The sequence below is a fragment of the Novosphingobium sp. RL4 genome, from assembly GCF_035658495.1.
GTDB lineage: Bacteria > Pseudomonadota > Alphaproteobacteria > Sphingomonadales > Sphingomonadaceae > Novosphingobium.
Window position 1 is genome coordinate 1,190,569 of the sequence record NZ_CP141945.1, and the last position, 25,992, is coordinate 1,216,560.

Genomic DNA, 25,992 nt, shown 5'->3' on the forward strand with positions numbered 1-25,992 from the left:
TTCCCTCAGAACGTGAGCAATCCGCGTCGTTCCGCGAATCGCCAGCCTTCTTCCGTGCGCACGAACCTGTCGAGGAACGAGCCGACTTTCGGCGGACCGTCACCGGTGAAGAGCAGCATTGCGCTCTCGCCCAGCGCCGTGTTTCCGTCAACCACCGTGATTTCGACGTTCGAGCAGACATGGCGGGTGGTGCGTGCCGGGCGGGCGCGGAATGCGGCGAGGATGGCCTCGCGCCCGGCGGTCCAGTCATTGGGCGCGGTGGGACGGGCCATGCGGCCATCGGGTGCATAGAGCGCGGCTACGGCTTCCCAGTCGGCGGCATCGTTGCGATTGGCATAGCGGGCGATAAGGCGCGCGCAATCGTGCTCGATGGCGCGAATGGCGCCGGGCGAAAGCGCATGGCTCACAGGCGCGCTTCCGCGAGATCGGCACCTGCGCGCAGGGCGCGCAGCTTCTTCCAGGTCACGCCGGGGTCGATCTTGCCGTAACCTGCAAAAGTGCCAAAGCCGCAGTCCGTGCTCGCGATCACGCGGTCCTTGCCCAGGAAAGCGGCAAAGCGCTCTATCCTCTGGGCGATCAGTTCCGGATGCTCGACATAGTTGGAGCAGGTATCGATCAGGCCTGGCGCGAGGATCTTGGTGTCGGGCAGCCGGGCATCGCGCCATACCGTCCATTCGTGTTCATGCCGGGGGTTCGCGGCTTCGAAAAGCACGGTGGCAGGGCGGGCCGCGATCACCGTGTCGATCACCTTTTCCAGCGCGATATCGTGGTCGTGCGGGCCTTCGTAATTGCCCCAGCAGACGTGCATGCGCATCCGCTCCGGCGCGATGTTCGCAGTGGCGGCGTTGAGCGCTTCGACATTGGCGGCGGCGGTGCGCAGGAAGGTCGCCTCATCCTGATCCTGATAACCGGTATGGCGCGACATCGCGAGGTCGGGGCAATCGAGCTGGAGATCGAACCCGGCGGCGACGATTGCCTCGTACTCGGGGCGCATCGCATCGACGAGGTCGGCAAGATAGGCCTCGTGGCTGGGGTAATGCCGATTGACCTGAAAAGCGGTGATGAGGCCCGGCGAGGCCGCGTTGAGAAAACCGCGCGCACCGTTCCCGTGGAGGTCCAGTGCGTGACGGAACCGGCGGATATCCGCGTGCAACGGCTTGAGTGTCCGCAGCCGCACCGGACCGATGCAGGAGGCGCGGGTGAATTCCTGACTGCCCATCATCGCCGAGAGCTTGCGCGCGAGATCGGGGTGTTCGGCAAGGTCGGCGGCGGCCCTGCGCTCGATATGACCGCCGAACCCTTCGAGGCGCTCGATCATGTAGGTGGAATAGCCCACCTTGCCCAGTTCGCCGTCGCTGAGGATGGAAACGCCGCTGTCGACCTGGCGGCGCACCGCATCGTTCACGGCAGCCTGCACGAGCCGGTCGAATTCGGCTGCATCGTAAGGCTCACCCTTGTCGCGGGAGAGTAGCAGCGGCGTCAACTCGTCACCGCGGGGCAGGCTTCCTACGTGTGTTGTCTCGATGGTCATGCGGCACATCCTCCCATGCGGCAAAGCGTGGCATGATTTCATGAATGTGTATAGATTCGCATTCGTGAAATTAAGATATGTGCTAACCCCGGCTTCCGGGGGCCTGAAGGCAAGGAGATGGAACGATCATGACGACTGGAGCCCGCGCGGCGATCTGCCGCGGCAACACCGCGCCTTTCACGATCGAGGATGTGGAACTGGACGCGTTGCGGGATGACGAACTGCGCGTGCGTGTCGTCGCTTGCGGGGTGTGCCATACTGACATGGCCGTGCGCGACGCACAGCTCCCCGTGCCGCTCCCGGTGGTGCTGGGGCACGAGGGGGCAGGCGTGGTCGAAGCGGTAGGCAGCGGGGTGACGGTGGCCAGACCGGGCGACCGTGTCATCATGAGCTTCAACAGCTGCGGCCATTGCCCGAGCTGTGCCATCGATGCGCCGACCTACTGCTACGAATTCTTTCCCTACAACTGGTCCGGCGCCCGCCCGGATGGCAGCGCCACCGTGTTTCTGGGCGCAGAGCGGATGAATGCCAATTTCTTCGGTCAGTCCGCCTTCGCGACCCACGCCATCGCGCATGAACGCAACGTGGTGAAAGTGCCGGAGACGATGGACGGCGTGGGGCTGGACGTACTTGCACCGCTTGGCTGCGGGCTGATGACCGGCGCAGGGGCGGTGCTGCGAGCGATGAAGGTTCGTGCAGGACTGCCGATTGCGGTCTGGGGTGCCGGTACGGTCGGCATGGCCGCGATCATGGCGGCGAAGATCGCCGGGGCCGATCCGATCATCGCCGTGGACCTTCATGACCAGCGCCTTGGCATGGCCCGCGAGCTTGGGGCCACCCACGTCATCAATGGCCGGGATGACGTGGCCGCGCGCATTCGCGAACTCTGTCCGAGCGGGCTGGGCTATGCTTTCGATACGACGGGGGTGAACAGGCTGATCCAGCTGGCATTTTCATTGCTTGCGCCGAAAGGTGTGGTCGGTGTCGTCGGCGCTTCGGACCCGGCGGACGAGGTGGTGTTCAATGAGGCCGCGTTGATGGGCGGAGGACGCACCGTGATGGGGATACTCGGCGGCGACAGCGATCTCACCGGTTTCCTGCCGGAACTGATGGAATACTACCGGGAAGGTCGCTTCCCGTTCGACAGGCTCATCGGCCATTTCGATTTCGAGCAGATCAACGAAGCAATCGAGGCCAGCGAGAGCGGCCGCGTGATCAAGCCGGTGCTGCGGATTTCGCCGGAGTAGTCTTGCAAGGGAGGGGCGCCTGCAGCGGGGCGCCCCTCCCGCCGGTTCAGGCCTGTTCGAGTTCCAGCGGCACCGCGCTTACGATGTGCGCCTGCGTATATTCCATGAGCCCGGCCAGCCCGTGCTCCGTGCCGAGCCCGGACTGCTTGGCGCCCCGGAATGGAATGTTCGGGTCGATCGCAAGGTGCTGGTTTACCCAGACGGTGCCCGCGTCGATCCGGCGCGCCACGTCCATCGCGCGAAGCTGGTCGGCGCCCCAGACGGTGCCGCCCAGGCCATAGGGGGAATCGTTGGCGCGGGCGATCACGTCCTCGATATCGTCGTACTTCAGTACCGGCAGCACCGGGCCGAACTGCTCTTCGCGCACCAGCGGTGCATCGTCGTCGAGATCGGCGATCACCGTGGGAGGGATGAAGAAGCCCTTCCGGTCCGGCACGTCGCCGCCCGCAACGACCCGGCCGCGCTGCTTGGCATCCTCGATCAGGTCGCGAACTTTCTCGAACTGCATCCGGTTCTGGATCGGTCCGATGGTAGAGCCTTGCTTGGTGCCGTCGTCGAGCACGGCCTGATCGGCGAGCTTGGCGATTTCGTCGCAGAATTCCTCGTACATCGCGCTGGGCACATAGGCGCGCTTGATGGCGACGCAGATCTGGCCGGCGTTGGCCATGGCGCCTGCATAGACTTTCTGTGCGGCGATCCGGGCCGGCACGTCGTCCAGCACGATGGCAGCGTCGTTGCCGCCCAGTTCCAGCGTCACGCGCTTCACGTTTTGCGCCGCGGAGGCCATGACTTTCTTCCCGGTCGCGGTCGATCCGGTGAAGGCCACCTTGGCGATGTCGGGATGTGCGGTGATCAGCGGGCCGAGCTCATTCTGGTCGCAGATCACGTTGAATACGCCGGCAGGCAGGATGTCCGCCGCGAGTTCGGCCAGCAGAAGCGTGGTGAGCGGCGTTGTCGGCGCCGGTTTGGAAACCATCGTGTTCCCCATGACAAGGCAGGGGCCAAGCTTGTTCGCCAGCAGGATCACCGGGAAATTCCACGGCGTGATCGAGGCGCAGACCCCCAGCGGCGTGCGATGCTCCACCACGGTACTGCCGTTTTCATTGCGAAGGGTCTGTTCGGGAAGGCGCATCGCCGCAAAGGCGCGCAGCGTGTAGATGCTTCCGCCGATCTCGTAAGTGGCCTGATCCAGCGGCTTGCCCTGTTCCGCCGTGAGCAGGCGGGCAAAGTCCTCGATGCGGGCCTCCATCGCGTCTGCCAGGCGGTTGATATAGCCGGCGCGTTCATCGGCGGAGAGAGCGGACCATCCCGGAAGCGCAGCCTTGGCGGCGGATACGGCCCGGTTCAGGATAGCCTCGTCAGCGCGCGGGCACTGGGCGAAGACGTCCTCGGTAGCCGGATTGACGACATCGAATGTGGAAACGCCGTCGATCAGTTCACCGTTGACCAGCAGCTTGAAATCGGTTTTCACGATCACTCTCCTTGGTTGGCATCGTCCCGGCCGGGGCTTCTTGTCCCTCGCTGGCGGAGTCGATGCGCGCCTTGCAATGGCATGCATGAGTTTGTACGCTTGGGATACATAGAAAACAAGGCATCGAGCCAGCGGCTGAGGAGAGGTCATGAACGAGGGGGAAGAGCTTTCCGGGCAGATCGGATTCCAGATCCAGATGCTGCAGTCCGTTGCTCACGAATCCGCAAGGCAGGCGCTTGAACCGCTGGATATCACGCCGGCGCGCGCCTCGGCCCTGCTGCTGGTCCGCGCCAATCCGGGATGCACCCAGACCGCGCTGGGAGAGGCGCTTAACGTGAACCGGTCGAGCGCGATGAAGATTGTCGATATCCTGGAAGGTCGCGGGGCCGTGCGCCGCGCGCCCAGCGCCGATCCGCGTGCACATTCCCTTGAACTGACAGAAGTAGGCCGAACTCTCGCGACCGAGATCGACCTTGTGTTCGAAAGGCATGAGCGGAAATTCTTTGGACCGCTCAGTGCCGCCGAGCGAAGCACGCTGCTGTCGCTGCTGCAGCGCCTGCGCCAACAGGAACGGGTAGCCTGACGAACCACGCGACTTGCGCATATTGTATGCCTGCGATACAAACCGCGCAAGTCCGGCGATGACCGGATCGAGGATCGTCAGGCCGGGAGATCAAGGATGTCTGCGCAAGGTACCGCTGTGCTCGAACCGCTCGAACGGGCGGCCATGGAACGGCTTCTCAATCCACGCAGCGTTGCCATCGTCGGTGCGTCCGACCGGCCCGGAGCGCTGGGTGCTTCCGTTCTGAAGAACCTCGTCGACAGGGGGTTCTCGGGGGAGATCCACCTCGTCAATCCCAAGCGGGAGGAAATAGGCGGAAGGCGCTGCGTGCCGGATGTCGCCGCGTTGCCGGAAGACGTGGACGTGGCTGTTCTGGCAATCCCCCAGGCTGCCGTCCTCGATGCCGTGCGCGAACTGGCGCAGCGGCGATGTGGAGCAGCCGTGATCTTTTCGGCGGGGTTTGCCGAAGGCGGGCCTGAAGGACTTGCCCGGCAGGAGGAACTGGCTCGGATCGCCCGCGATTCAGGGATGGTGATCGAGGGGCCGAACTGCCTCGGCCTCGTCAATTTCGATGCCAATGTCGCGCTGACTTTCGTAGAATTGCCGGAGGCACGGGCGAGAGGGGACCGCAAGGTCGGCATCGTTTCGCAGTCTGGCGCCATGGCCGCGGTGCTCGCCACGACCATGATCGCCCGGGAGGTGCCGCTTTCCTGCTACATCTCTACCGGCAACGAAGCGGCGAGCGGGGTAGAGGACTACGTCGCGCATCTCGCCGAAGATCCGGCCATCGGCGTTATCGCCATGATCGTCGAGCAATTCCGCAAACCTGCCGCGTTTCTGGCGGCGGCGCGGGCAGCGCGGGAGCGGGGCAAGCTTGTCGTGCTTCTTCATCCGGGCTCCAGCGAAGCCGGGCGGGAAAGCGCGGCGACGCACACTGGCGCGATGGCGGGCGATCATGCAGTGATGCGGACCCTGGTCGAGCATGCGGGCGTGATCCTGGTCGATGGGCTGGAAGTGCTTGGAGACGTGACCGAGATTGCGATTCGTTGTCCGTCGCTACCTTCGGGAAGCGTGGGCATCATTTCTGAATCCGGCGCCTTGAAAGCGATGATGCTGGATGGCGCCGAGGCGCTCGGACTGGAACTGCCCAAGCTTACCGATGCCGACAGCGCCGCTTTGCGCGAGGCTTTGCCTTCCTTCGTGCCGGTGAGCAATCCGCTCGACATCACGGCGCAGGGCCTGGTCGATCCCACGCTTTACAACCGGACGATTGCCGCCCTGGGCGAGGAGCGGCGGATCGAAACCATCCTCGTTCCGTTGATCCAGACCGACACGCATACCTCGCACGTCAAATTCTCCGCAGTGGCGAAAGCGATTGCGGAGCTCGGCGGGCGCAAGCCGCTGATCGTTGCCGGTGTGGATGAAGGCGGCGGTGTTCTGGGCGACGATGTGGCTGCCATTCGGGCGCTTGGCTCACCCTATTTCCCTACGCCCGAGCGTGCGCTCAAGGCGCTGGCCTGCCTCGCGTGGTATGGCGCGCACTCTTCGGGCCTGACTGAAAGGACGGCGATTTCGATCGCCGCGCCGGCGGCGGGCGAAACCATTCCCGAATATCGTGCGAAGCAATTGCTGGCACCGCACGGCTTGACCTTTTCGAGAGGCGCGCTGGCAGGTTCCCTTGAAGCCGCGCAGGAGATTGCCGCCGGCATCGGATATCCGGTCGTTCTCAAGGCGCAGGCCGCAGCGCTCAGCCACAAGAGCGATGCGGGCGGCGTTGCGATCGGGATCGCCGATGCGGGGGCACTGGCTGCCGCATGGGGCAAGATGGAGGCCGACGTGCAGGCAGCGCGGCCGGGTCTTGTCCTTGATGGCATCCTGGTAGAGGCCATGGCGCCGCGCGGTGTAGAAATGATTGTCGGTGCTCGCCGCGATCCGGACTGGGGCGCCGTGATCCTCGTTGGGTTCGGCGGCGTTGCTGCCGAATTGCTTCATGACGCCGTGCTGCTGCCGCCTGACCTTTCGCGCGCCGAGATCAAGACCCGGATTCTTTCCCTGCGGATGGCGCCGTTGCTCCAGGGCTTTCGCGGCGCGCCCATAGCCGATGTCGATGCGCTGGCGGGTATGGTGGAAACGCTTGCCGTGCTGGTTCGCGGTACGCCCGGGATCGGGGAACTCGATCTCAATCCCGTTCTGGTTCTGCCGGAAGGAAAGGGTGTGATCGCGCTGGATGCGTTGATCTCCGGCTGAGATGAAGTTCTTCCATTGAACAAGAGGGGCGCCGCAAAATGGCAATGTCCCTCTTGTTCAAGTTTCAGGCATTTTCGCCGGTCCTCGACTTGTCATAGGCGGCCAAGGCCGGGCTTGTAGCTCTTTCCGTCGATAAACTGGCGGATGCCTTCCTTGGGGCCTTGGCTGGTATCGTGAAAACTGCAGGCCTCCTGCATGCGCATAAGGTAGTCTTCCGCTTCATCGTAAGTGAGAGTGCCCACACGGCGCACCGCGCCCTTGGCGAACTTGAGCGCCGCCGGGTTCTTGCCGAGCAACATCTTCGCCACTTCCGCGCATATCGCCAGGTCGCAGCCGAAAAGCGGGAAGAAGCCACCGCCGAAGCTCCATCCGTTGACCATGGGGATCGTCGGCTTCTGGTACCAGCGCAGACGCCGGAACCAGCGCAGCTTTCGCGCTGCGACTTGCGCACGCTGCGAAGGCCGTCCGCTTCGGTTTCGCGGAAGTATTCCTTGAGGTCCATCCCGGTGGACCGGGAGCTGCCCTCCCTCCTCGCGGTGAGCCATTTTGCCTCAACCCTCGATGGTGCCGTTTATGAGTTTACGATCTAGGCGGCGCTGGATTCTTCCTCCGGCCGCAAGCGGCCGAGCAAGGCAACGATCACGATCATCGCAGTGAATCCCGTTGCCAGCACCAAGGTCAGCGGAAGCAGGGAAACGGGAGGCCACAACGTGACAGCGGCGCTCGCAAGGGCTGTTACCGCGAGCTGGATGGTGCCGAGCAGCCCGGCTGCGGCACCGATGCCGCTCCGCACGGAATCGAGGGCGCTGGTCGCCGCCGGGGTCAGGATCAGACCGGCAACCATGAACAGCAATATCGAATAAGCCTGAAACAGCGGTAGCGGGATGCCGTCGGATCCGGTGATGGCCACCAGTGCCGTTGCGCTAAGTGCGATGGCGCCAGCGCTGCCGGCCAGGCGAACGGCGCCGAACCGTTTGAGCAAGTGCGGCGCGGCTTGTGTCGCGATGATCGACATGCAGGCATTGAGTGCGAGCAGAAGGCTGAACCACATGGGATCGAGTTTGTAGATCCCTGAATAGATGAACGGCGCGGCGGTCACGAAGGCAAAGGGGATCGTGGTCGCGAGCCCTGCGACGATGGCCCAGCCGACGAAGCGCGGGGTCCGCAGCAGGCGGGCATGGACATGGGGCAGGGCGCGCCAGTCCGTCGTACGCAGGGCCGGCGGCAAGGTTTCGGGGAGGAAGAGCATGACGCAGCCTGCGGCAACCATGCCGGCGGCGGCGAGCACGCCGAACAGTCCTCGCCATGAAACGAGATGGAGCAATGTGCTTCCCAGCAATGGGGCGAGCATCGGCGAAATACCGATGATAAGGAACGTGAAGGCCATCAGCCGGGCGGCATGGTGTCCGCGATGGAGGTCGCGAATGATGGCGCGCGCGCTGGACGTACCGGCGCAGGCTCCCATGCCCTGAAGAAAGCGCAACAGGACCAGTTGTTCGAGCGTGGCGGCGAAGGCGCAGGCGACCGAGGCGGCGACGAAGATACAGAGCCCGCCCATCAGCGGCGCGCGCCGTCCGAACCGATCGCCGAGCGAGCCGATCGGTATCTGCGCCACTGCCAGGCCGAGGAAGAATGCCGAGAGCGTTCGTTGCACCCCGGAATCGCTTGCGCTGAGGGCGCCTGCCATTGCGGGCATGGCGGGAAGATAGAGGTCTATCGCAAAAGGGCCGAGCGCGGAGAGGAAGCCGAGGGCAATCCCGAAACCCAGACTTGGCCCTCGCGCTTCTTCATGCGCGGATGTCGCGGAAGTTGAGTTCATGCGCGGGAACCGCGCGGTTCAAGACTGATGGCGTGACTCATAGTAACGAGTGTTATTATGAGTCACGCCATCAGGCAAGTCCGTCCACGAAGCCTAGGCTTCAGCGTCGTCGGGCCTCGTGCGTTCGAGGAACAGCGAGCGGCCTTCTTCGTCCGTGGCTTCAAGCGTATCGATCAAGGTGGTGAGAATATGATCGAACATGGCGACTTCGTGCGGGTGAAGCGCCGATAACAGGTAGTCCGCCACTCTTTCGGTCTGCGGGCGCATGATCCGGTAGAGACGTTCGCCCTCCGGGGTAAGGGTCAGCCGTTTGCGGCGCCGGTTTTCCTCGTCGCGAACGACGAGAACGCGGCCGTGGCGCTCCAGCGCCGAAACCGCGCGGGATACGCTCATCGCATTGACGCCTGTCATTTCCGCCAGTTCATGGCTCGCCGATTGGGGGAAACGGCCGATCAGCATCAGCAGGCGAAACTCGTTCAGGCTGATCTTGTACTGGTGTTCCAGATTGACCGAGAACGGCGCCATGAGCCGGTTCGAGAGCTTGAGAAGCCGGTGGAGGGTTTCCGAACGCGTGCTCACCGGCATCGCCGCCGTGGTTTCGGACTCGTTGTCGATCTCGTTCGATTGTCTGGTTTCGCGCATTGACGGGATTTAGCGCAAGGGGTGCGATATCTGTCAAGATAATCACGTTTGTTACTGGGGAAGAGGGCGCCTACAGCCTCGCCGTTCGCCTCCTTGAAACGGTCTTTGCCCGGCAATCGGCTGACCGCGCGACAATTGCCGTGTTCGTGGCACGTGACGGGCATCAGGGAATCAGCGCGCATTGCACCCTCGTGAAATGGCCCTGGTCGACATGGTAATGGATGAACTGCCGCAGTTCCTGGACTTCGCCGGCACGGATCGGGAAGAACTGGAGCAACCCGTTCGCCTTCAGCGTTTCGGCATCGAGATCCCGGTGCGCCGCGATGCGGATCACGCCTTCGAGGGCGACGAGGTCTTCGCTCGCGGCAAAGCGCTCTATCGTAAGGGTCTCGTCGACATAACCGTGCAGGAAATCGTAGAAGCGCTTGAACGCCTCGCGCGATGAAAGTTCGACTCCGAAGAAGGCGAGCCGGGCACCGGGCGCGTAGAAATCATAGACTGCATCGTAATCCCTCGCGTTGAAGGCGGCCGCATATCTCTCGTAGTCGTCGCGGGTCATTGATCTCTCCACAAATGCGGACATCGTCTCGCATCTGCTTGCATAAGTAAATAACGATCGTTACGATGTGGCGCGCGCTGAAGCGGGCGGCTAACGGGGGAGTGGGCATGGCGGAGGCTGCGGCATGAACGTCAGATCGGCCGGGGAGGAAGCGAACCTGCGTCATGTCGCGGCCCTGTTCGACGAAGTGCTCAACGCGCTTGACGCCGATGCCGTCGATCGCTTCATCGCCCCTGACTATATCCAGCACAATCAGGGCGCTGGGCAGGGGCGCGAACCGCTGAAGGCGCTGCTGCGCGATATTCGCGCCCGGACACCCGCAGCCGTACACGACGTGAAGCGCATGTTCGCAGATGGGGATCACGTGATCGTCCACTATCACGTCCGGCGCTGGCCGGAGGATCGCGGATGGGCCGTGATCGACATCTTCCGCCTCGCGGGCGGAATGATAGTCGAACATTGGGATGTCGTTCAGGACGTGCCCGAAACGAGCCCCAATCCGATCGGACCTTTTTGACGATGGAGAGAGCGATGCGGTTCGCGGGCAGCAGGGTTGTCGTCCTGGGTGGCAACAGCGGCATCGGCCTGGCCTGCGCCCAAGCTTTCGCAAGGGAGGGCGGCGCGGTTCGCCTCACCGGCCGGGACCGGGCAACGATAGAGGCCGCCGCCTCCGGAATCCGGGGCGCGCGTGGCAGCAGCGTCGATATTTCCGATCTGGCGGCGATGGAGCTGTTTTACGAGGAAATCGCCGCGGCAGACGAGAGGATCGACGTGCTTGTCGTCAACGCGGGCGTGGGCGGTTTCGCGCTTATCGAAGAACTCTCGCACGAGTATTGGGATCAGGTCCATGCCATCAACTTGCGCGGTTGCGTCTTCGCCATGCAGAAGGCGGTTCGGCTGATGGGCGATGGCGGGGCGATCGTCGTCACCGGGTCGATCGGCGGCCATGCCTTCGTGCCCGGCAATGTCGCATATGGAGCGGCGAAGGCCGGCTTGGCGCTCGCCATGCGTCAATTTGCCGGGGAGTATGTTTCGCGCGGCATTCGCGTCAACATGGTCAGCCCGGGGCCGGTGGAAACCCCGCTGCTTCACCGCAATCCCGGCATGAGCGCAGCGGCGGTGGACGTCCTGCGCGAGCAGATGATCGCGGCCGTGCCGATGAAGCGAATGGGCCGGCCCGAGGAAGTGGCCGCCGCTGTCCTCTTCCTGGCTTCCCGGGAAGCGAGTTTCATCACTGCCGCCAATCTCTTCGTGGATGGCGGCGCCCTGGAAATCGGATGAAAGGAAGAGTCCAAGATGAGTGAAGGCCCGTTTTCCACCATCGACAACCCGCGCCTCGAATTCGCGATGGAAGTGCGCCTCACGTTCCCGCGCGTGCAGATGATCGCCAATACGCCGATGGGCGGAAACCGAAGCGCTGTCTACGTCGACGGCGGAACGTTCGAAGGACCGCTCCTGAAGGGCAAGGCGGTGCCGGGATCGGGCGGTGACTATGCCTATTTCCGGCCCGATGACGTGGCCGTATTCGATGCGCGCTACATGTTGGAGGAAGATGACGGCACCTTGATCCTTCTCAACAACCGCGGATTCCTTTGGGGCCGCAAGCCCGGCACAATGCAACGGCTGAGGGACTGGGCCTTCGAGGGCGGGCAGCCGGTCGAACAGCAGGAATACTATCTTCGCGGCAACCCTTCGTTCGAATGCCCGATCGGCAAGCACGACTGGCTGACCAGGCATGTGTTCATCGGCGTGGGCGAGCGCCGGGCCGACGGCAATCTTCTGCGCTACTATGCGCTGACCTGAAGGTCCTTTCGCGGTTCAGCGTGCGGCGCGTTCGGTCGATATAAGGAGCTCGGCTCCAAGCCGGTAGCGTTCGCCGCGAGCAGCGCCCCGGCTTTTCAAAGCCGCGACGGCATCCCGTCGAGCAGGATCGTCTTGGTTTCGAGGAATGAGTGGAGGCCTTCGACACCACCTTCGCGGCCAATGCCGGACTGCTTGAAGCCGCCGAACGGCAGCCCGAATTCCAGCCTCATGCCGTTCTGCCCGAACCCGCCTGCGCGAATCCTGCGGCTGATCCGATAGGCAGCATCCACATCGCCGGTGAGAACCGAGCCATTGAGGCCGAAGCTGCTGTCATTGGCCAATTGAATGGCGTGTTCCTCGTCTTCGGCGGGGATCAGGCACAGCACCGGTCCAAAGATTTCCTCCTGCGCGATCCGGCTGGTGTTATCGACATTGGCGAAAAGCGTGGGCTCGAAGAAATAGCCCTTGTTCATCGACGTGGGGCGCTGTCCGCCCGTGACGAGATCCGCGCCTTCGCGGCCGAGTTCGACATAGCTTTCGACGCGTTCGAGCTGGCGTTTCATCGCGAGCGGGCCGAGCTGTGTATCGGGCGCATCGCTGCCGCCGATCTTCACGCCCTGCATGACACGGGCGATGGCCTCCGCCAGTTCGTCATGGCGGTGGCGGGGAACGATGGCGCGGCTGAGCATGGCGCAGACCTGCCCGCTCATCACCGTGATCGTGTTGCCCAGGATTGCGGCGGCGGCCTCTATGGGAAAATCGTCGCGCACGATGGCGGCCGATTTTCCGCCCAGTTCCAGCGTGCAGCGAGCGACACGACCCGCACAGACTTCGCCGATGCGCCTGCCCGCAACGGTCGAACCGGTGAAGCTCACCTTGTCGACGCCGGGATTGTTCACGAGATGGTCCGATGCTTCCCGGTCGCCGCAGACCAGATTTATCACGCCGGCCGGAATGCCGGCGGCTTCGGCGGCTTCGGCCATGATATAGGCCTCCAGCGGCGTTTCGGGGGAGGGCTTCATCACCACCGTGCATCCGGCAACGAGCGCGTAGGCGACCTTGCTTGAAAGGATGCCGTATGGCGCGTTCCACGGCGCGATGGCCACGGCCACGCCAACCGGTTCCTGCGCCACGATCGCGGTATCGACCTGCATGCTGGGGCGCCGCGTGACGAACTCGAAACTTTCACCAAGCGAGGCGATGAACCTGACGGTTGCCGTCGCGCCGCCGTGCATGATCGGGGCGAAGCTGGAAAGTCCGCCGACTTGCGCCGTCCATGCGCGGCAGAGTTCGGGTTCGCGCTTCGCCAGTTCGTCGGCCCAGCGGGCGACCATCCGGCCGCGCTCGGCCGGGGAAAGCTGCGGCCAGGGGCCGTTGTCGAACGCATCGCGCGCCGCGGCTACGGCGCGGTCCATGTCGGCCGCTACCGCCTCGGCCACCACGGCGACGACGTCCTCGCTGTTCGGTGAGACGATCTCGATCTGTCCCCCGGTGGAAGGCTCGACCCAGGAGCCGCCGATATAGAGCTTGTCGGGATGCCGCAGTTGCACGCCTTCGGGTGTCATTCTTCCGATCCTCTTCTGTGGCGCGCATCGTTTCGCATGGCGCCGTTTGATCTGATTAGACGTTAACGGATGTTATCGTGTCAATCCCGGACGGTGCCAGGCTCGCGCCGAAATCCCGCCTGCCGCGCCAGGCTGTGATCGCGGGCAGGTAATAGGCCCGGTACGGCCAGAGCAGGACAGCGTTGAACACCACGGTCAGGGTGCCGAAGATCGCCTCGATCGCGCCCCATTCCAGCGCGAAGTTCCAGTAGGCGATCACCGCCGTCAGCGGCACGGCTGCCACGGCGACCAGCGGCATCATCCGGTCCGCCAGAACGAGAACGGCGATAGCGATCTCGATCACCTTGATCCAGGCAAAGAGCCCGCTGTGGATCAGGGCCAGTGTGAACTCCTGCCCCAGCGGCGTATTGCCGAGCGGTTGGAGGTCAAACGGCGTGAAGTATTCGGCGCCGGAAAACAGGTACCAGAGTCCGAAGATCCAGCGGCTTGCATGGTAGATTATCCGCATCACCCGGCCTCGACGTCAGAACGTGCGGCGCAGCGAGAGAAACCACTCGCGCGGGCGGCCGACGGCGCCGGAATTGACCCCGTAGTTAGAGACGTTCTCGCTCTTTCCGGTGTAGTAGAACCTGTCGAACAGGTTGGTGATACCGGTGGCGAGCTGCCAGCCCCTGTCCGGAGATTCGTAAGTCAGCCTCAGGTTGAACAGGCTGCGGGCCGCCACCAGGTTGTAGGCATTGTTGACCGAGTTGAAGTAGAACGAAGACTGGTAGTTCCAGTCGAGCCTTGGGGTCAGCGAGCCGATCCCGAGGGCGGCCTCGTACTGGATGCCCGCGCTGGCCTGCCACGAAGGGTTGAACGGCGCCTTGAAGTCCTTCTCGACCAGCGTGGTGGCATCGACGCGGGTGTACCGGAAATGGAGGTAGCCTACCGAACCGTCGATGGTCAGTCCGTCCACCGGCTGGGCGAAAAGTTCGGCTTCCACGCCCCAGACCCTGGCATCTCCCGCATTGGCCGGTTGCGAGCAGGTGGTGCTGACGCTTTCCGGACAGACGAAGCGGTTGATCTGGATGTCTTTGTAGTCATTGTAGAATGCGGTTCCGTTGAAGCGGATACGGCGGCCGAGGAGGTCAGACTTGAAGCCGGCTTCGTAGGCGGTAAGGGTTTCTGGCTTGAAGGAGACGATCTGGTCCGGCGTATAGGGGCGCGGATTGATGCCGCCGCCCTTGTAGCCGGTCGCGACCTGCGCATAGGCCATCAGCGCCGGGCCGAAGCGGTAGTTCACGCCGAGGCGGTAATCGATCCGGTTCCCCTTGAACGAACCGACCTTGCCGTCGAGGCCGACCAGCAGGAAGTTCTCTGTCAGGAACGCGCCGCTTGGAAGCGACCCGTCGATGTTGCTGCGGTGGAATTCGTATGTCTTCCTGTCATCGGTGTAGCGAATGCCGCCGATCACGTTGAGATCGGGTGTCAGGTGGAACTCGCTATGCGCGAAGGCCGATATGCTGCGGTTGGTCACCGGGTCGTTTTCCAGGAAATTGAACAGGACGCTGGGGATCAGCACGCGGCCCGAGATCCGGTCGTCGGCATCGTAGTAGTACCCGCCGACAGTGAAATCGACGAGTGAGCCGACGCGGCCCGACAGGCGCAGTTCCTGCGTGAACTGGCGGTGCTCGTAGTCGAACTCCTGCACGAGGATCGATAGCGGCGACCCGTCGAGGTCGATGCCGGTCTGGCCGGTGGCCTTGCGGTATGCGGTGATCGACTTGAGGCTGAGATCGTCGGAAAGCTGCCAGTCGAGAGTTCCGGCGATACCCCAGCTCCTGGCGGAACTGTCGGGGCTGGTGTCGAAGCTGCCGGGTTCTACCTGGTAACTGGTGCCGAATGCGGTGGTGTAGTTGCCGCCTGCAGCGTAATTGGCATAACTCGAATAGGAATGGGCGCCGGTCAGGAACCGGCTGTCGAACGGGATACCGCCGGCCGGATCGTCGGCCACGTAACTGCGCACCCCCGGATTGTTTGCATAAAGCAGCTTGGTGGCCACCTGCTCGGACTTGTTGAGGGCATAGTCTCCCACCAGGTTCACTTCGATCGGCGAACCTTCCGGCGCGTAGCGCAGGGCGAGCCGAGTGCCCTGCACGTCGATCCCGCCTTCGGTGCCGGTCTTGCAATTGCCGCCCGAACTGGTTGCGGGGATTCCGGAGTTCGGAAAGACGCAGCCATAGTCGAGCAGGTCTAGATATCCGTCGGTGTGCCGCGATACGCCGGAGATACGCGCATAGAAGCCGTCGGCGATGGTGAAGCCGGCACTGCCGCGAAGGTCTATGCGCCCGAAGCTGCCGGTCGTGGCTTCCACGAAACCGCCGCCCTGTTCATCCGGCTTGCGGCTGAACAGCTTGACCGAGCCGCCGATCGAATTCTTGCCCGAGAGGGTGCCTTGCGGGCCGCGCAGCACTTCCACCCGGTCCAGATCGTTGAGGTCCAGGATCGCGCCGAAAGTCGTGCCGTAATAGACATCGTCGATATAGATGCCGACGCCGGGCTCCAGCGCGAAACTGGAATCGCTTTGGCCGATGCCCCGGATGAAAGCCTGAACCGCGCTGCCGTTTAGCCCGGTTGCCGCTGAAAGGTTGACGTTGGGTGCAACCGCCGTGAGGTCGGTGACGCTTGCCACGTTCTTGGCGGCGAGTTCTGCCCCGGTCGTTGCCGTGATCGCGATCGGGGTGTCCTGAAGACGCTGCGCGCGGAACTGGGCGGTGACGATGATCTCGGGCGTTGATACCACGGCCGCGTCGCTGCCGGCCGGCCCTGTTCTTGCCGTCTGTGCGTGGGCGAGGGGCGGGATCGCAGCGGTGGCGACCAGGCCTGCGGCAAGTGCGGCCCAGGTCGTCCCGCACCTGTAAGAACCGGTACTGGCGCGTGGCATAGTTCCATTCTCCCCTCTCGCCCTCGGGATGGACGCCAGACTGCGGCGCGCCGCGTCCCCTTGGCCGCAGCCCGGCTTCTCCCGATCGGGCTTTGTTTTCGTTGTCGGCCGCTTTGGTGGGCCGTTCAGATGCGGCAGATTCGCCGGTATCGAGCGGTGCTGCCAGTCAAAATAGTAACGATCGTTATAAACATGTCAACTCGGTTTGCCTTGGGCGAGTTGCTCTGCCGAAACCCAGGCGCCATGGACCTGAGCCCGCATCGGCACCGGCATGGGCACGCGGGCAACCGGGCCTTTCGCGATGTCTGCGCCATCGATGATCCAGAGTTCGGAGGCGAAGCTGTCCGGCCCGGTCCGGCGGTCCACCACGGTCAGCAGCCAGCCGTCCTTGCCCGGCGCGCTCGCAGGAACGTGCACCGGTTCGTTTATCGCCATTTCGGGGCCGAGCGGCATCGCATCGACCCTGCCGTTGCCGGGCTCTATCCGCAGCATCATGTTGAAGGCGACGCCGACCGGCCCGCCCGGCAGCGGCGGCCCGCCTTGCGGATTGACGGTCAGGTACCAGGCCGAGCGATAGGGGCGTCCCTGATCGGCATCCCGCAAGCGGGGCATGTCTCCGGGAGGGCCGATCACGCGGGATTCGAACGTGTCTCCGGGCTTTGTCAGGTCGAAGGTCCAGCGGGTGAGTCCGCCCTGGATTTCGTGGTGGGCGCGGTGCACGCCGCCCGCCTCGCGCATGAAGGCGAAGGCATTGGTATCGGTCAGGCAGATGTCGAGATGGACCAGATCGCCATCGTCGAAAGCGTTCACGAGGTGGAATGCGGAAACGCCCTTGGGGCCCTTGAACCAGCGCATTTCGTCCACCTTGCCGTAGCGCGGCATGATGGCGACCCAGCTTTCCAGATCCTGCCGGTGCGCCCAGTGCGGGCCTCCGGCCCTGAGGCGATCGAGGTCGGCGGTGGTCGGGAAGATCGGGAACACCGCATGGCGCTCGGTTATGGCGAAGTCGTGGATGGTGGAGCAGTAGGGCTGCTGGAACCACTGTTCGGAAACGAGTTTGCCGTCCCGATCGGCGATGCAATAGGCGACATCGGTGCTGCACAGGCCGCCGGCTTCGTAGCCGAAGAAGAACAGTTCGCCGGTTTCGGGATCGAGGCGGGGGTGCGCGGTGAAGGTTTCGGACTTCAGCGCGCCATAATAGTCCCAGCGTCCACGGGTTTCGAGGGTTTCGGGATCGACCTCGTAAGCGAGGCCGTCCTCCTTGGTCATGAACAGACGGCCCGCGTGCCAGACCGGCGTGGTATTGGCGACGGTGCGGTCGATACCGGCTGCCTCGGGCGTATCGGTGAAGGGATTGCGGTACTGGCCGAAGAGCGCACGGCGCGCGGCCTTTTCGGCCTTGTAGCGGGCAGTTTCGACATAACGTATCGCATAATCGACCTTGCCGTCCCGGATGGTGAATTTCCCGATCATGCCGTCGCCCGAAAGCGCGATGTCATCGCCGAACAACGGCGCATGGGCGGGGTCCGGCACGGCGCGGAAGAAGGCGCCATCGATGTCAGCGGGAATTTCGCCGATCACGTCGAGATTGCGGGCCGACCACTCGATGCCGATGGGCGTGTTGAGCCCGGTGAAATGAATGGTATCCGGGAATTGGGCCATGGTTCGATCCTCTCCGGTTGTCAGGTCTTCGGTCATGCGCTGCGTTTCAGCGCGGCGAGGATATGGTCCGCGCCCTTGTCCCCCACCATGATCGCGGTGGCATTGGTGTTGCCCGCCGGCAGCGTCGGAAATACCGAGGCATCGGCCACCCAGAGCCCGTCCACGCCGCGCACCGCCAGATCCGGGTCGACAACGGCCATCGCATCGCCGGCCGCGCCGATCCGGGCTGTGCCCACGGGGTGATAAAGCGGGATAGAGGCGAGCTTTACATAGTCCCGCAGCGCCTCGGCACTATCGAGCGCGGCTCCGGGCCGGACCTCGCCGGTGATGGATCCGGCTATCGGCGATGCGGCCATGATCCGGCGTGCGATGCCGATGCCTTCCACGATCTGGTCGATGTCGTCCTCGCTGCCGAGTTGGCGATGTTCTATCGCCGGAGGGGCAAGCGGATCGTTGGACCGCAGGGATATGCGCCCGCGATGCGAGGGCCGCATCAGGCCGACAAGGGTCGAGACGGCGGCATCCTTGCGCAGCATCAGCCGTCCGCTTTCGTCGAAATCGAAGGCGAAGGCGGCAAAGGAGATTTGCAGGTTCGGCGCGGGCAGGCCTTCCCGGCTGCGGACGAACGCCTGTGCATGGCCGATCGGGGTGGTGAGCGCGCCCCGGCGTGCCAGCACATAGCGGAGCACCTGCCAGGCGCCACGCAGGCCCTGCGCATCGGTGTTGAGCGTGCGTGCCGAGACCGTGTTGACGAGGTGCGTGCCGACATGGTCCTGCAAGTTGCGGCCCACGCCCGGCAGATCCTGCTTCACCGGCAGGCCCATGTCGCGCAAATGCTCCTGCGGGCCGAGGCCGGAAAGCATGAGCAGGCGCGGCGTGTTCATCGATCCCGCGCTGAGCACCACGCCGCCGCGCGCGTGGAGGGTGAAGTCCTGGCCGTCCCGCCGGATCTTCACGCCGACCGCACGGCCGTTTTCCACCAGCACGCGCAGGACCTGGCACCGGGTTTCCACGCGAAGCCTGCCGCCGTGATTTCGCCCTTCGAGATAGCCGCGCGCGGCCGAGCAGCGCTGGCCGCCACGCTGCGACACCTGTACGCGGTCCACGCCTTCGGCATCTTCGCCGTTGAGGTCGCGCGAACGCGGGATGCCGGCTTCCCCTGCCGCCTCGATCCACCGTTCGGTGATTGGATAGCGCGCCCGCACTTCGCTGACGCCGATCGGCCCGCCAGTGCCGCGCCATGCATTGGCACCGCGTTCGTTGTCCTCCAGCCTGCGGAAATAGGGCAGGACGCTGGCATAGTCCCAGCCGCTAGCGCCGCATTCGGCCCAGTGGTCGTAATCCCAGCGGTGCCCGCGTATGAACATCATGCCGTTCAGCGCGCTGCCGCCGCCGAGCATCTTTCCCGCCGGCCACACGTCCACGCGCCCGCCCAGCGAAGGGTCCGGCTCCACCTTGTAGCACCAGTCGAAATCGGGGTTCTGCACCAGCGAACTGGTAAGCGCGGGCACGCGCGACTTGAGGATGCGGTCGCTGCCGCCCGCTTCCACGAGCACGGTGCGAATGCCGGCTTCGGCAAGCCGCCCGGCCATCGCCGCCCCGGCAGAACCGCCGCCCACGACGATGATGTCTGTCTCGTCCATCGCGCGGTTCCTCAATAGTTGGACAGGACGGTGAGGCTGGGCGCATCGAGCGGCTTGCCTTCCGCCCTGAGCTTCAGTTCGCGGCTGCGGACCTTGCCCTGTTCGTCGATCAGGTAGGCGTGGATGGCTTTGGCATCCTCCTTCGAGATCACGTCGTCCCAGCGGGGCATCCCGGCCGGAACGAACAGCCCTTCGAGCACGACACGGTCGAAGGCCGCGTGCGTTTCAGGCGCCATCCGGCGCAAGTCCGGCACGGGCGCGCGGAGCTGGTTGGAATGGCACATCGAACAGTTTCCGAAGAACACCGCCTGCCCGCGTGCGATCACTGCCGGGGTCACGCCGGGCGCCTGGGGTGGCGGCGGCGGAGCCACTTCCAGGGCCGGCAGCGGATCGGGTCTGGTCACCGCGCCGCCGTCCAGCCTGAACACTAGCAGCCGGTTCGCGTTTCCATACCTGTAGGCGGCCGAATAGCGCGGCACATAGCTCCAGCCCCCGCCGCCGAAGCCGGTCGCCACGGCAACATACTGCACGCCCTTGACCCGGTAGGTCATCGGTGCGGCCATGATCGAGCTGCCGGTGTCGATGGACTTGAGCACCTTGCCGCTGTCTGCATCGCGGGCGATGAACCGCCCCCCGATGGAGCCGTGGAAGACCAGCCCGGTGGTGGTCGCCAACATGCCGGGGCGGTCCTGCCAGCCTTCGGTGTCCACGGTCCAGCGCGCCTTGCCGGTCAGCGGATCGATGGCGCGGATCTGCGCGCTGTAGGGCTGCTTCTCCACCCACTTCCACTCGGGAAGGGCGCGAACCTGATCCTGCATCGGCTTGGGGAGCGTGGGCAGCAATGCCTTGAGATCGGCGGTGAACAGAAGCGCGGTTTCGACGTTGAGCGCTTTGGGCCGCCGTGCGTCGCCCTTGTCCAGCGGCGGTGTCGCGAACATCAGGTTGCCCATGTCCAGCACCGAGGCGAAGTAGAGCCCGCGCCCGGGATCGTAAGCGGCAGGATACCAGTTGCGCGCGCCCGGAGAGGCGGGGAAGACGATCTTCGGTCCCTGCCAGTAGGCGGAGCCTTCCGGCGTCTTGTCAGGTCGGCCGGTCTTGAGGTCGTAGCCCTTGGCCCAGCTCGTGCGGACCAGGGCGTTGACGGCGAGCGGCTTGCCGGTTTCCCGGTCGATCACGAAGAGGAAGCCGTTCTTCGGCGAATGGATCACGACCGGGCGCCGCCTGCCGTCGATGTCCAGATCGGTGAACAGCATCGGCTGGGTGGCAGTGAAGTCCCAGGCGTCGCCCGGTGTCTCCTGATAGTGCCATTTCACCCGTCCGGTCTTGCGGTCGAGCGCGACGAGCGAGGACAAGTAGAGGTTGTCGCCCCCGCCGGGGGACCGCCGCATGATATTGTAGGGCCCGCCGTTGCCCACGCCGATGATGACAGTGTCGAACCGCGCATCATAGTTGATGGCATCCCACACGGAGCCGCCGCCGCCGATGTCCCAGCGGCTGTCCGGCGACCATGTCTTTGCGGCCTTGTCCAGCGCGGCATTCTCCTGTGGGGCGAGCCGGGGATCGTGGGGCACGGTGAAGAAGCGCCAGGCCTGTTTGCCGGTTGCGAGATCATAGGCGGTAACGTAGCCGCGCACGTCGTACTCGGCACCGGCATTGCCGATGATCACGAGGTTGCCCGCCACTTCCGGCGCGCCGGTAATGGTATAGCCGCGCGAGCGGTCGGTGATCGTGTCGACTTTCCATGCGACTTTGCCGGTCTTCGCGTCGAGCGCGTAGAGCCAGCCGTCCAGCGCGCCCACCATGACCTTGCCGCCGGCCACCGCGACACCGCGATTGGCCTGGTCGCAGCAGGCGGACCGGTTGGCCTGCATGTCCACCTCGGGTTCGAACGACCAGAGCGGCGTTCCGTTCGCCGCGTCCAGTGCATAGACGCGGCCCAGGTTGCCGCTGGTGTACATGATCCCGCCGATCACCACCGGCGTCGCTTCCTGCACGCGGTTGGTGCCGAGATCGTGCGACCACGCCAGGCCCAGGCGCGAGACGTTGCCCTTGTCGATCTCGGTAAGGGCGGAGAAGTGCGTGGCCTCGGCATTGCCCTTGGGGGAAGGCCAGTCGTCCCCCGTGCCGGCGGCGGGTTTGGCGCCGGAACAGGCTGCGAGCAGCGTGGCAGGAACCAGTACAAGTGAAAGGCGGATCATTGCGGCCATGCTCCCCGGTGCTGCAGCATCACGTCGCGGAGCGAGCGGGGCGGACGGCCCGAGAGACGCTCGACGTGATCGGTGCAGCGCGCGAAGAACCCTTCACGGATCGCGGTGCCGAACGTCACCATGTCGTCGCTGGACCATGGGATCGGGCCATCGGGAACGATATCGGAGGCATGGCGCGGCACGCCCAGGGAATCGAAGTAGGCGAACATCGCCTCGTCATCGACGTGCTCGACTGTGATGGGCTTGCCGGCGATCCCGCTTGCCATCGCGAGCGCTTCGGGGATGGAGAGCAGCTCGGGACCGGTGAGGGTATAGGCGCGGTTCCCGTGCCCGTCCTGCGTCAGCACGCCGACGGCGGATGCCACGCAATCGTCCCGGCTCACGAAGCCGACCTTTCCATCGGCACAGTTGTCCGGCTTGTGGCCGGTCGCGAGCGCGGGAATGACCATGGCGAGGGCGATGGCCTCGGAATACTGGCTGTCTCGCAGATGGGTCCACTGCGCGCCGGACGCCTCGACGATCTCTTCCGTGGCACGGTGATCGTGCCGGACGATGGCGGGATTGCCGGGCGCGTCGGCAGAAATCAGCGAGGTGTAGACGATGTGACGCACCCCGGCCTGCACTGCCGCTTCCACCGCATGGCGATGCTGGCCCACGCGCGTGCCGACGCGCGCGGTGCTGATGAGCAGCATCCGTTCGCCGTCCGCCATGGCGCCGGGCAGGGAGGTGGGATCGTCGAAGTCCGCCGCGCGGACCTGCGCACCTGCCTCGGCAAGGGACTTGAGCTTCTCCGGCGTCCTGGTCAGGAATATGAGGTCTTCCGGCGCGCAGCGTTCGAGCAGCAGCCCGGCCGCGGCCTTGCCGAAGGCGCCCGAAGCGCCGGTAACGATGATCTTGCCCACGTGTCCCTCTCGCTCGCGCCCCGATTCCCGCGAGGTCGCTTGCGAACAATAGTAACGAGTGTTACGGTGTGGTCAAGGTGCACAAATCAGGGAGAGAATGACATTGCCGCTGCTGCCGATTGAAGACCGACTGGCGCTTCAGGACCTGATCGCCGATTATAGCTGGGCGCTCGACACAGGCGACGTCGAGGCGCTGGTTTCCTGCTTCACGCCGGATGCCCGGATGGTGGAGGAGGTCTTCGAGGACCCGGATATCTGGGAAGGGCACGAGGGCATTCGCGGGATTGCGGAGCATTACCGCAACGCGCCGGGGTTTCCGGGGCGGCAGCATCACGTCACCCAGATCCAGTACCGCCCCCAGGACGACGGTTCCGTGAAGATGCGCGCCTTTGCCTTCGTTACCGAGTGCGAAGGCGAGCCGCCCTATGTCCTGCGCTTCACCGGCTGGTATGACGATCATGCGGTGCGCTGCGAGGACGGGCGCTGGCGCTTTCATCGGCGCACGGTGCGGCTGTGGGATGGGGAAGTGCTGCGCAACTTCCCGGGGCGGGGAGAATGGGTGGCCCGCAAGCGGCCGGAATCCCTTGTTATCAGGCCTTTGGCCGCAAAACCCAGCTGAAGGCGGGCTCCGGGCGGGGTGCAGGCCGGAGCGGCGATGGCCCTGACGCTGTGCCCAGCGCCAGCTCCGCGAAGGCTTCGGGCCAGCAGGGACCGGCGGCGCGGGCGAGCGAGGCCAGCGTTTCTGCCGCCACGGAACAGCGCGTTCTTGGCCGGCGAGCTTCCCGGTGCTGGATCGAGGCCAGTTCCTCGTATCCCGCCTCGCTTGCCACTTCGGCAAACAGCAAGTGGTCCGCATGGCGGGTCAGGCCGAATACGCGGGCGGGGCGCCGGGCCAGCAACTGGCGGACGAGGCGCACCCGTTCGCCATGCAGCGCCACCGAATGGGTGCCCAGCGCCGCGGCATGGGCGGCGAAGCGGCGGCCGCTCGCCATGGTGTCGTCGTGAACCAGCAGCACGGCGCCTTCTGCGGGCCGTCCCGCCAGCGCGGTGCCGAGTACCGCCAGCGGCGCTGCCGCGGCTGCACCGCCGATCAGGCGGCGGCGGGTAATCCCGGCCGTCACTGCGCTTTCCCCCCATTTGCATCACCCTTGGCGAGGTAGCCTGCGATCAGCCCCATCTGCTCGTCGCTCACTTCGCCGCGCGGGATCGCCGGCATGTTGCCGATGCCGATGCGCGCGGCCTGCACCACGAAATCTGCGCTGAGATCCTTGCGCTTTTCCAGAGCCGGTTCGTCCACCCGCCGCGCGAGCAGCCCGGTGCCCATGCCGACCGGGCCGTGGCACATCGCGCATTTCTCGATGAAGAGCCGCTCGCCCGGGCCGGCATCCGGCCGCGATGCCAGCGTTACCGGCGGGGGCATGGGCGGCGGTCCCTTGGCGGCAGCCCCGGCGGAGGCGCCGTCCTTCGTGCCGCCGCAACCGGCGAGCAGGGAGAGCGCGAGCAGGGGGGGCAGTGCCTTCCTCATGCCGCCGCCTCCGCCGCTTTCGCGGGCCGGATGCCGCTCTTGCCCGGCGCGATGATGCCCATGGGATCGAGCGCCGTCTTCACGCGCTCGTTCAGCCGCAGCAGCGCATGGTCGTTGAAATCGTAGGTTCCGGCAACAAGGTCCATATAGTCCAGATGCGTGCGATATTCGCCGTAACCCTGGGCTCTCGCGTCGGCGATGAGCTGGCGCAGGAAGGGATCGACCTTGCGCATCATCGCCTCGTCGTCCTTGTTCAGGAGCACGGCGTTGACGTTGATGAGGTGGCGTTCTCCGAAGGCGAAGCTGGCCTGATAGTCCATGCCGTGTTCGCGGTAGCGCGCGTAAGTCCGCTTGAACTGCGCCATGGCGGCGCTGCCCGATTGTGGCAGCACCGGGGAGAAGCCCAGATGCCCGCCCCGGCCGCCGTGCCAGTTGGCGTTCTGCATCGGGAAAGTGACCGGCGTGCCCGTCCAGCCCGAGGCTTCCAGCGGTGCCCCGCGCTTCCATTCGGCAGGCCGCAGGCTCATCGGCCTGAGGCGCTGCATCTCCTGCTCCAGCACGGCATAGGCGGCCTTGTTCACGCTTTCGCGGCCGTAGAGCCGCAGGCTCACGCCCCACCAGCCGACCTTGTACTTGTCGCGGATCGCCTGGATCACGCTGTCGCTGATCGCGCCGGGGTCCTTCGTCCACTGGTCGCGCGTGGTCAGCACGGCGGCGGCGCGCAGCCAGTTGCCGATGGTCGGCGATTGCTGGAGCAGCCCTTCGCGCCGCAGCGGGGCGATCGCGTCGATCAGCGGGCCGAGGTCTTCCGGGCGGTCGAACTCCACATCCATGCCCATCAGCGATTCCGGCTCCGGCATCAGCCAGAGCCCCATCTTGGTGACGACGCCGAAGTTGGACTGGACGAAGAGCTGGTCCCAGGCCGGGCCGAAGCCGTAGCGATAGAGCTGCCATGTCGGCGAACCGTCCATCGCGCCCATGCCGGTGCGCAGCAGGGTGCCGTCCGCCAGCACCACTTCCATGCCGCAGATCTTGCTCGTGTTCTCGCCATATGGCGTATAGCCGACCCCGCGGTCGAGCGCGTTGCCGACCACCGAACCCCACGAATTTCCGGGGGTGGACAGCCAGTGCTTCATGCCGCGCGCCTGAAGGAAATCGTAGAGATCGTAGAAGCCTACGCCCGGTTCCAGCAGGACGGTTCCGTTGGCCTCGTCGTATTCGATCCTCTTCATGCGGGAGAGATCGAGGATCACCGACCCGGCAAGCACAGGGGCGCTGCCGCCATAGCCCAGGTTCTTGCCCCGGCTGATCGGCCAGAGCGGGATGCGGTGCTCGCGGGCGATCCGCATCACCGCCTGTATCTCCTCGACCGTGGCGGGGGCTACCGCACCTGCAGGATGGTGCAAGGCGTCGTCTACCGCGAACTTGTCCTGATAGGCCGCGATGTCGGTTCCATCGAAGTAGACGTGAGCGGCACCTAGAGCGGACTGAAAGGCACCTAGCGCCTGCCTGGCACGCGCGGGATCGAGCGCGGGAAGGGGCAGGCTCATGGCAGCCTCGCCCACCGCGAAACACTGTCGCGAACCCCGCAGCCACCCTTCCCGTAGCCGCCGTTCATACGGGCACGCGGCGCGCGCACGCTCTCTTCGCCCTTCGAATCCATCTCGCTCCACCGCCCTTT

At 64.9% G+C, this 25,992-nt stretch carries 23 protein-coding genes and 1 pseudogene; 7 read left to right on the top strand and 17 right to left on the bottom strand.

What is annotated here, in order from left to right; translation table 11 throughout:
* Positions 1-5 precede the first annotated feature (5 nt).
* Together U9J33_RS22280 and U9J33_RS22285 are read right to left on the bottom strand one after the other, a co-directional pair.
* Entirely contained in the window at positions 6-407 is a 402-nt protein-coding gene (locus U9J33_RS22280; protein ID WP_185999256.1) for a nuclear transport factor 2 family protein, read from the bottom strand.
* Entirely contained in the window at positions 404-1,531 is a 1,128-nt protein-coding gene (locus U9J33_RS22285) for a cobalamin-independent methionine synthase II family protein (RefSeq protein ID WP_324699187.1), read from the bottom strand. Before U9J33_RS22285 ends, U9J33_RS22280 begins: the two co-directional genes overlap by 4 nt.
* Before the next feature lie 128 nt (positions 1,532-1,659).
* Between U9J33_RS22285 and U9J33_RS22290 the strand changes: the two genes are divergently transcribed.
* A complete protein-coding gene (locus U9J33_RS22290; RefSeq protein ID WP_324699188.1) occupies positions 1,660-2,778 on the top strand; it encodes an NAD(P)-dependent alcohol dehydrogenase in 1,119 nt (372 codons plus the stop codon).
* A 46-nt stretch (positions 2,779-2,824) separates the two neighbouring features.
* On the opposite strand, the gene U9J33_RS22295 is transcribed toward U9J33_RS22290, so the two are convergent.
* Positions 2,825-4,249 (bottom strand): aldehyde dehydrogenase family protein, encoded by a 1,425-nt coding sequence (locus U9J33_RS22295; RefSeq protein WP_324699189.1) that lies wholly within the window; start codon positions 4,247-4,249, stop codon positions 2,825-2,827.
* Between the two features lie 148 nt (positions 4,250-4,397).
* On the opposite strand from U9J33_RS22295, the gene U9J33_RS22300 reads away from it, so the two are divergent.
* Entirely contained in the window at positions 4,398-4,832 is a 435-nt protein-coding gene (locus tag U9J33_RS22300; protein ID WP_324699191.1) for a MarR family winged helix-turn-helix transcriptional regulator, read from the top strand.
* Between the two features lie 96 nt (positions 4,833-4,928).
* Entirely contained in the window at positions 4,929-7,058 is a 2,130-nt protein-coding gene (locus U9J33_RS22305; RefSeq protein ID WP_324699192.1) for an acetate--CoA ligase family protein, read from the top strand.
* A 92-nt stretch (positions 7,059-7,150) separates the two neighbouring features.
* Here the strand turns inward: U9J33_RS22305 and U9J33_RS22310 are convergent.
* The 4 genes and pseudogenes from U9J33_RS22310 to U9J33_RS22325 form a co-directional block, all read right to left on the bottom strand.
* Positions 7,151-7,584 (bottom strand): annotated as a pseudogene (locus U9J33_RS22310) (enoyl-CoA hydratase-related protein); the annotation flags it as partial.
* Between the two features lie 60 nt (positions 7,585-7,644).
* A complete protein-coding gene (locus U9J33_RS22315; protein WP_324699194.1) occupies positions 7,645-8,877 on the bottom strand; it encodes a multidrug effflux MFS transporter in 1,233 nt (410 codons plus the stop codon).
* Positions 8,878-8,970: 93 nt separating this feature from the next.
* Complete coding sequence (locus U9J33_RS22320; protein WP_054438023.1) at positions 8,971-9,519, bottom strand: MarR family winged helix-turn-helix transcriptional regulator; 549 nt, start codon at positions 9,517-9,519, stop codon at positions 8,971-8,973.
* Between the two features lie 163 nt (positions 9,520-9,682).
* Positions 9,683-10,078 (bottom strand): nuclear transport factor 2 family protein, encoded by a 396-nt coding sequence (locus U9J33_RS22325; protein WP_054438022.1) that lies wholly within the window; start codon positions 10,076-10,078, stop codon positions 9,683-9,685.
* 124 nt (positions 10,079-10,202) lie between these two features.
* Here U9J33_RS22325 and U9J33_RS22330 point away from each other — a divergent pair, with 124 nt between their 5' ends.
* The 3 genes from U9J33_RS22330 to U9J33_RS22340 are packed head-to-tail and all read left to right on the top strand — an operon-like array spanning position 10,203 to position 11,881.
* Complete coding sequence (locus U9J33_RS22330) at positions 10,203-10,595, top strand: nuclear transport factor 2 family protein (RefSeq protein WP_324699195.1); 393 nt, start codon at positions 10,203-10,205, stop codon at positions 10,593-10,595.
* A gap of 14 nt (positions 10,596-10,609) precedes the next feature.
* Positions 10,610-11,359 carry an SDR family NAD(P)-dependent oxidoreductase gene (locus U9J33_RS22335; protein ID WP_324699196.1) on the top strand — a complete coding sequence of 250 codons (750 nt, stop codon included), beginning with the start codon at positions 10,610-10,612 and terminating at the stop codon, positions 11,357-11,359.
* A gap of 15 nt (positions 11,360-11,374) precedes the next feature.
* Positions 11,375-11,881, top strand: a complete 507-nt coding sequence (locus tag U9J33_RS22340; RefSeq protein WP_054438018.1) for a DUF3237 domain-containing protein — start codon at positions 11,375-11,377, stop codon at positions 11,879-11,881.
* Between the two features lie 95 nt (positions 11,882-11,976).
* Here the strand turns inward: U9J33_RS22340 and U9J33_RS22345 are convergent, their stop codons facing one another.
* From U9J33_RS22345 to U9J33_RS22375, 7 genes are all read right to left on the bottom strand, one after another.
* Positions 11,977-13,446 carry an aldehyde dehydrogenase gene (locus U9J33_RS22345; protein ID WP_324699198.1) on the bottom strand — a complete coding sequence of 490 codons (1,470 nt, stop codon included), beginning with the start codon at positions 13,444-13,446 and terminating at the stop codon, positions 11,977-11,979.
* Between the two features lie 55 nt (positions 13,447-13,501).
* Positions 13,502-13,954 (bottom strand): hypothetical protein, encoded by a 453-nt coding sequence (locus U9J33_RS22350; protein WP_185999265.1) that lies wholly within the window; start codon positions 13,952-13,954, stop codon positions 13,502-13,504.
* 15 nt (positions 13,955-13,969) lie between these two features.
* Entirely contained in the window at positions 13,970-16,372 is a 2,403-nt protein-coding gene (locus U9J33_RS22355) for a TonB-dependent receptor (RefSeq protein ID WP_054438017.1), read from the bottom strand.
* 195 nt (positions 16,373-16,567) lie between these two features.
* Positions 16,568-18,034: a carotenoid oxygenase family protein gene (locus U9J33_RS22360; protein WP_324699199.1), complete on the bottom strand. Its 1,467-nt coding sequence runs from the start codon at positions 18,032-18,034 to the stop codon at positions 16,568-16,570.
* 32 nt (positions 18,035-18,066) lie between these two features.
* A complete protein-coding gene (locus tag U9J33_RS22365; protein ID WP_324699200.1) occupies positions 18,067-19,677 on the bottom strand; it encodes a GMC family oxidoreductase in 1,611 nt (536 codons plus the stop codon).
* A gap of 11 nt (positions 19,678-19,688) precedes the next feature.
* The gene (locus U9J33_RS22370) at positions 19,689-21,875 is read right to left on the bottom strand and encodes a PQQ-dependent dehydrogenase, methanol/ethanol family (RefSeq protein WP_324699201.1); all 2,187 of its coding nucleotides are present in this window, start codon (positions 21,873-21,875) and stop codon (positions 19,689-19,691) included.
* Entirely contained in the window at positions 21,872-22,786 is a 915-nt protein-coding gene (locus tag U9J33_RS22375) for an NAD(P)H-binding protein (RefSeq protein ID WP_324699202.1), read from the bottom strand. Before U9J33_RS22375 ends, U9J33_RS22370 begins: the two co-directional genes overlap by 4 nt.
* A gap of 97 nt (positions 22,787-22,883) precedes the next feature.
* On the opposite strand from U9J33_RS22375, the gene U9J33_RS22380 reads away from it, so the two are divergent.
* Positions 22,884-23,405, top strand: a complete 522-nt coding sequence (locus U9J33_RS22380; RefSeq protein ID WP_185999271.1) for a nuclear transport factor 2 family protein — start codon at positions 22,884-22,886, stop codon at positions 23,403-23,405.
* Here U9J33_RS22380 and U9J33_RS22385 read toward each other — a convergent pair.
* Genes U9J33_RS22385 through U9J33_RS22395 form a run of 3 tightly spaced genes read right to left on the bottom strand, consistent with a single transcriptional unit; the run spans position 23,377 to position 25,861 of the window.
* Positions 23,377-23,907: a hypothetical protein gene (locus U9J33_RS22385; protein ID WP_324699203.1), complete on the bottom strand. Its 531-nt coding sequence runs from the start codon at positions 23,905-23,907 to the stop codon at positions 23,377-23,379. The genes U9J33_RS22380 and U9J33_RS22385 overlap by 29 nt on opposite strands.
* Positions 23,904-24,311 carry a cytochrome c gene (locus U9J33_RS22390; RefSeq protein WP_324699204.1) on the bottom strand — a complete coding sequence of 136 codons (408 nt, stop codon included), beginning with the start codon at positions 24,309-24,311 and terminating at the stop codon, positions 23,904-23,906. Before U9J33_RS22390 ends, U9J33_RS22385 begins: the two co-directional genes overlap by 4 nt.
* Positions 24,308-25,861, bottom strand: a complete 1,554-nt coding sequence (locus tag U9J33_RS22395; protein WP_324699205.1) for an FAD-binding oxidoreductase — start codon at positions 25,859-25,861, stop codon at positions 24,308-24,310. The genes U9J33_RS22390 and U9J33_RS22395 overlap by 4 nt, the downstream gene beginning before the upstream one ends.
* Between the last annotated feature and the right edge of the window lie 131 nt (positions 25,862-25,992).

What these genes read in the sequence shown, in the direction of transcription:
- U9J33_RS22285 (WP_324699187.1), bottom strand. Translation starts at nt 1,531, where the DNA reads ATGACCATCGAGACAACACACGTAGGAAGCCTGCCCCGCGGTGACGAG.
- U9J33_RS22290 (WP_324699188.1), top strand. Translation starts at nt 1,660, where the DNA reads ATGACGACTGGAGCCCGCGCGGCGATCTGCCGCGGCAACACCGCGCCT.
- U9J33_RS22300 (WP_324699191.1), top strand. Translation starts at nt 4,398, where the DNA reads ATGAACGAGGGGGAAGAGCTTTCCGGGCAGATCGGATTCCAGATCCAG.
- U9J33_RS22305 (WP_324699192.1), top strand. Translation starts at nt 4,929, where the DNA reads ATGTCTGCGCAAGGTACCGCTGTGCTCGAACCGCTCGAACGGGCGGCC.
- U9J33_RS22315 (WP_324699194.1), bottom strand. Translation starts at nt 8,877, where the DNA reads ATGAACTCAACTTCCGCGACATCCGCGCATGAAGAAGCGCGAGGGCCA.
- U9J33_RS22320 (WP_054438023.1), bottom strand. Translation starts at nt 9,519, where the DNA reads ATGCGCGAAACCAGACAATCGAACGAGATCGACAACGAGTCCGAAACC.
- U9J33_RS22325 (WP_054438022.1), bottom strand. Translation starts at nt 10,078, where the DNA reads ATGACCCGCGACGACTACGAGAGATATGCGGCCGCCTTCAACGCGAGG.
- U9J33_RS22330 (WP_324699195.1), top strand. Translation starts at nt 10,203, where the DNA reads ATGAACGTCAGATCGGCCGGGGAGGAAGCGAACCTGCGTCATGTCGCG.
- U9J33_RS22335 (WP_324699196.1), top strand. Translation starts at nt 10,610, where the DNA reads ATGCGGTTCGCGGGCAGCAGGGTTGTCGTCCTGGGTGGCAACAGCGGC.
- U9J33_RS22340 (WP_054438018.1), top strand. Translation starts at nt 11,375, where the DNA reads ATGAGTGAAGGCCCGTTTTCCACCATCGACAACCCGCGCCTCGAATTC.
- U9J33_RS22345 (WP_324699198.1), bottom strand. Translation starts at nt 13,446, where the DNA reads ATGACACCCGAAGGCGTGCAACTGCGGCATCCCGACAAGCTCTATATC.
- U9J33_RS22350 (WP_185999265.1), bottom strand. Translation starts at nt 13,954, where the DNA reads ATGCGGATAATCTACCATGCAAGCCGCTGGATCTTCGGACTCTGGTAC.
- U9J33_RS22355 (WP_054438017.1), bottom strand. Translation starts at nt 16,372, where the DNA reads ATGCCACGCGCCAGTACCGGTTCTTACAGGTGCGGGACGACCTGGGCC.
- U9J33_RS22360 (WP_324699199.1), bottom strand. Translation starts at nt 18,034, where the DNA reads ATGGCCCAATTCCCGGATACCATTCATTTCACCGGGCTCAACACGCCC.
- U9J33_RS22365 (WP_324699200.1), bottom strand. Translation starts at nt 19,677, where the DNA reads ATGGACGAGACAGACATCATCGTCGTGGGCGGCGGTTCTGCCGGGGCG.
- U9J33_RS22370 (WP_324699201.1), bottom strand. Translation starts at nt 21,875, where the DNA reads ATGATCCGCCTTTCACTTGTACTGGTTCCTGCCACGCTGCTCGCAGCC.
- U9J33_RS22380 (WP_185999271.1), top strand. Translation starts at nt 22,884, where the DNA reads ATGACATTGCCGCTGCTGCCGATTGAAGACCGACTGGCGCTTCAGGAC.
- U9J33_RS22390 (WP_324699204.1), bottom strand. Translation starts at nt 24,311, where the DNA reads ATGAGGAAGGCACTGCCCCCCCTGCTCGCGCTCTCCCTGCTCGCCGGT.
- U9J33_RS22395 (WP_324699205.1), bottom strand. Translation starts at nt 25,861, where the DNA reads ATGAGCCTGCCCCTTCCCGCGCTCGATCCCGCGCGTGCCAGGCAGGCG.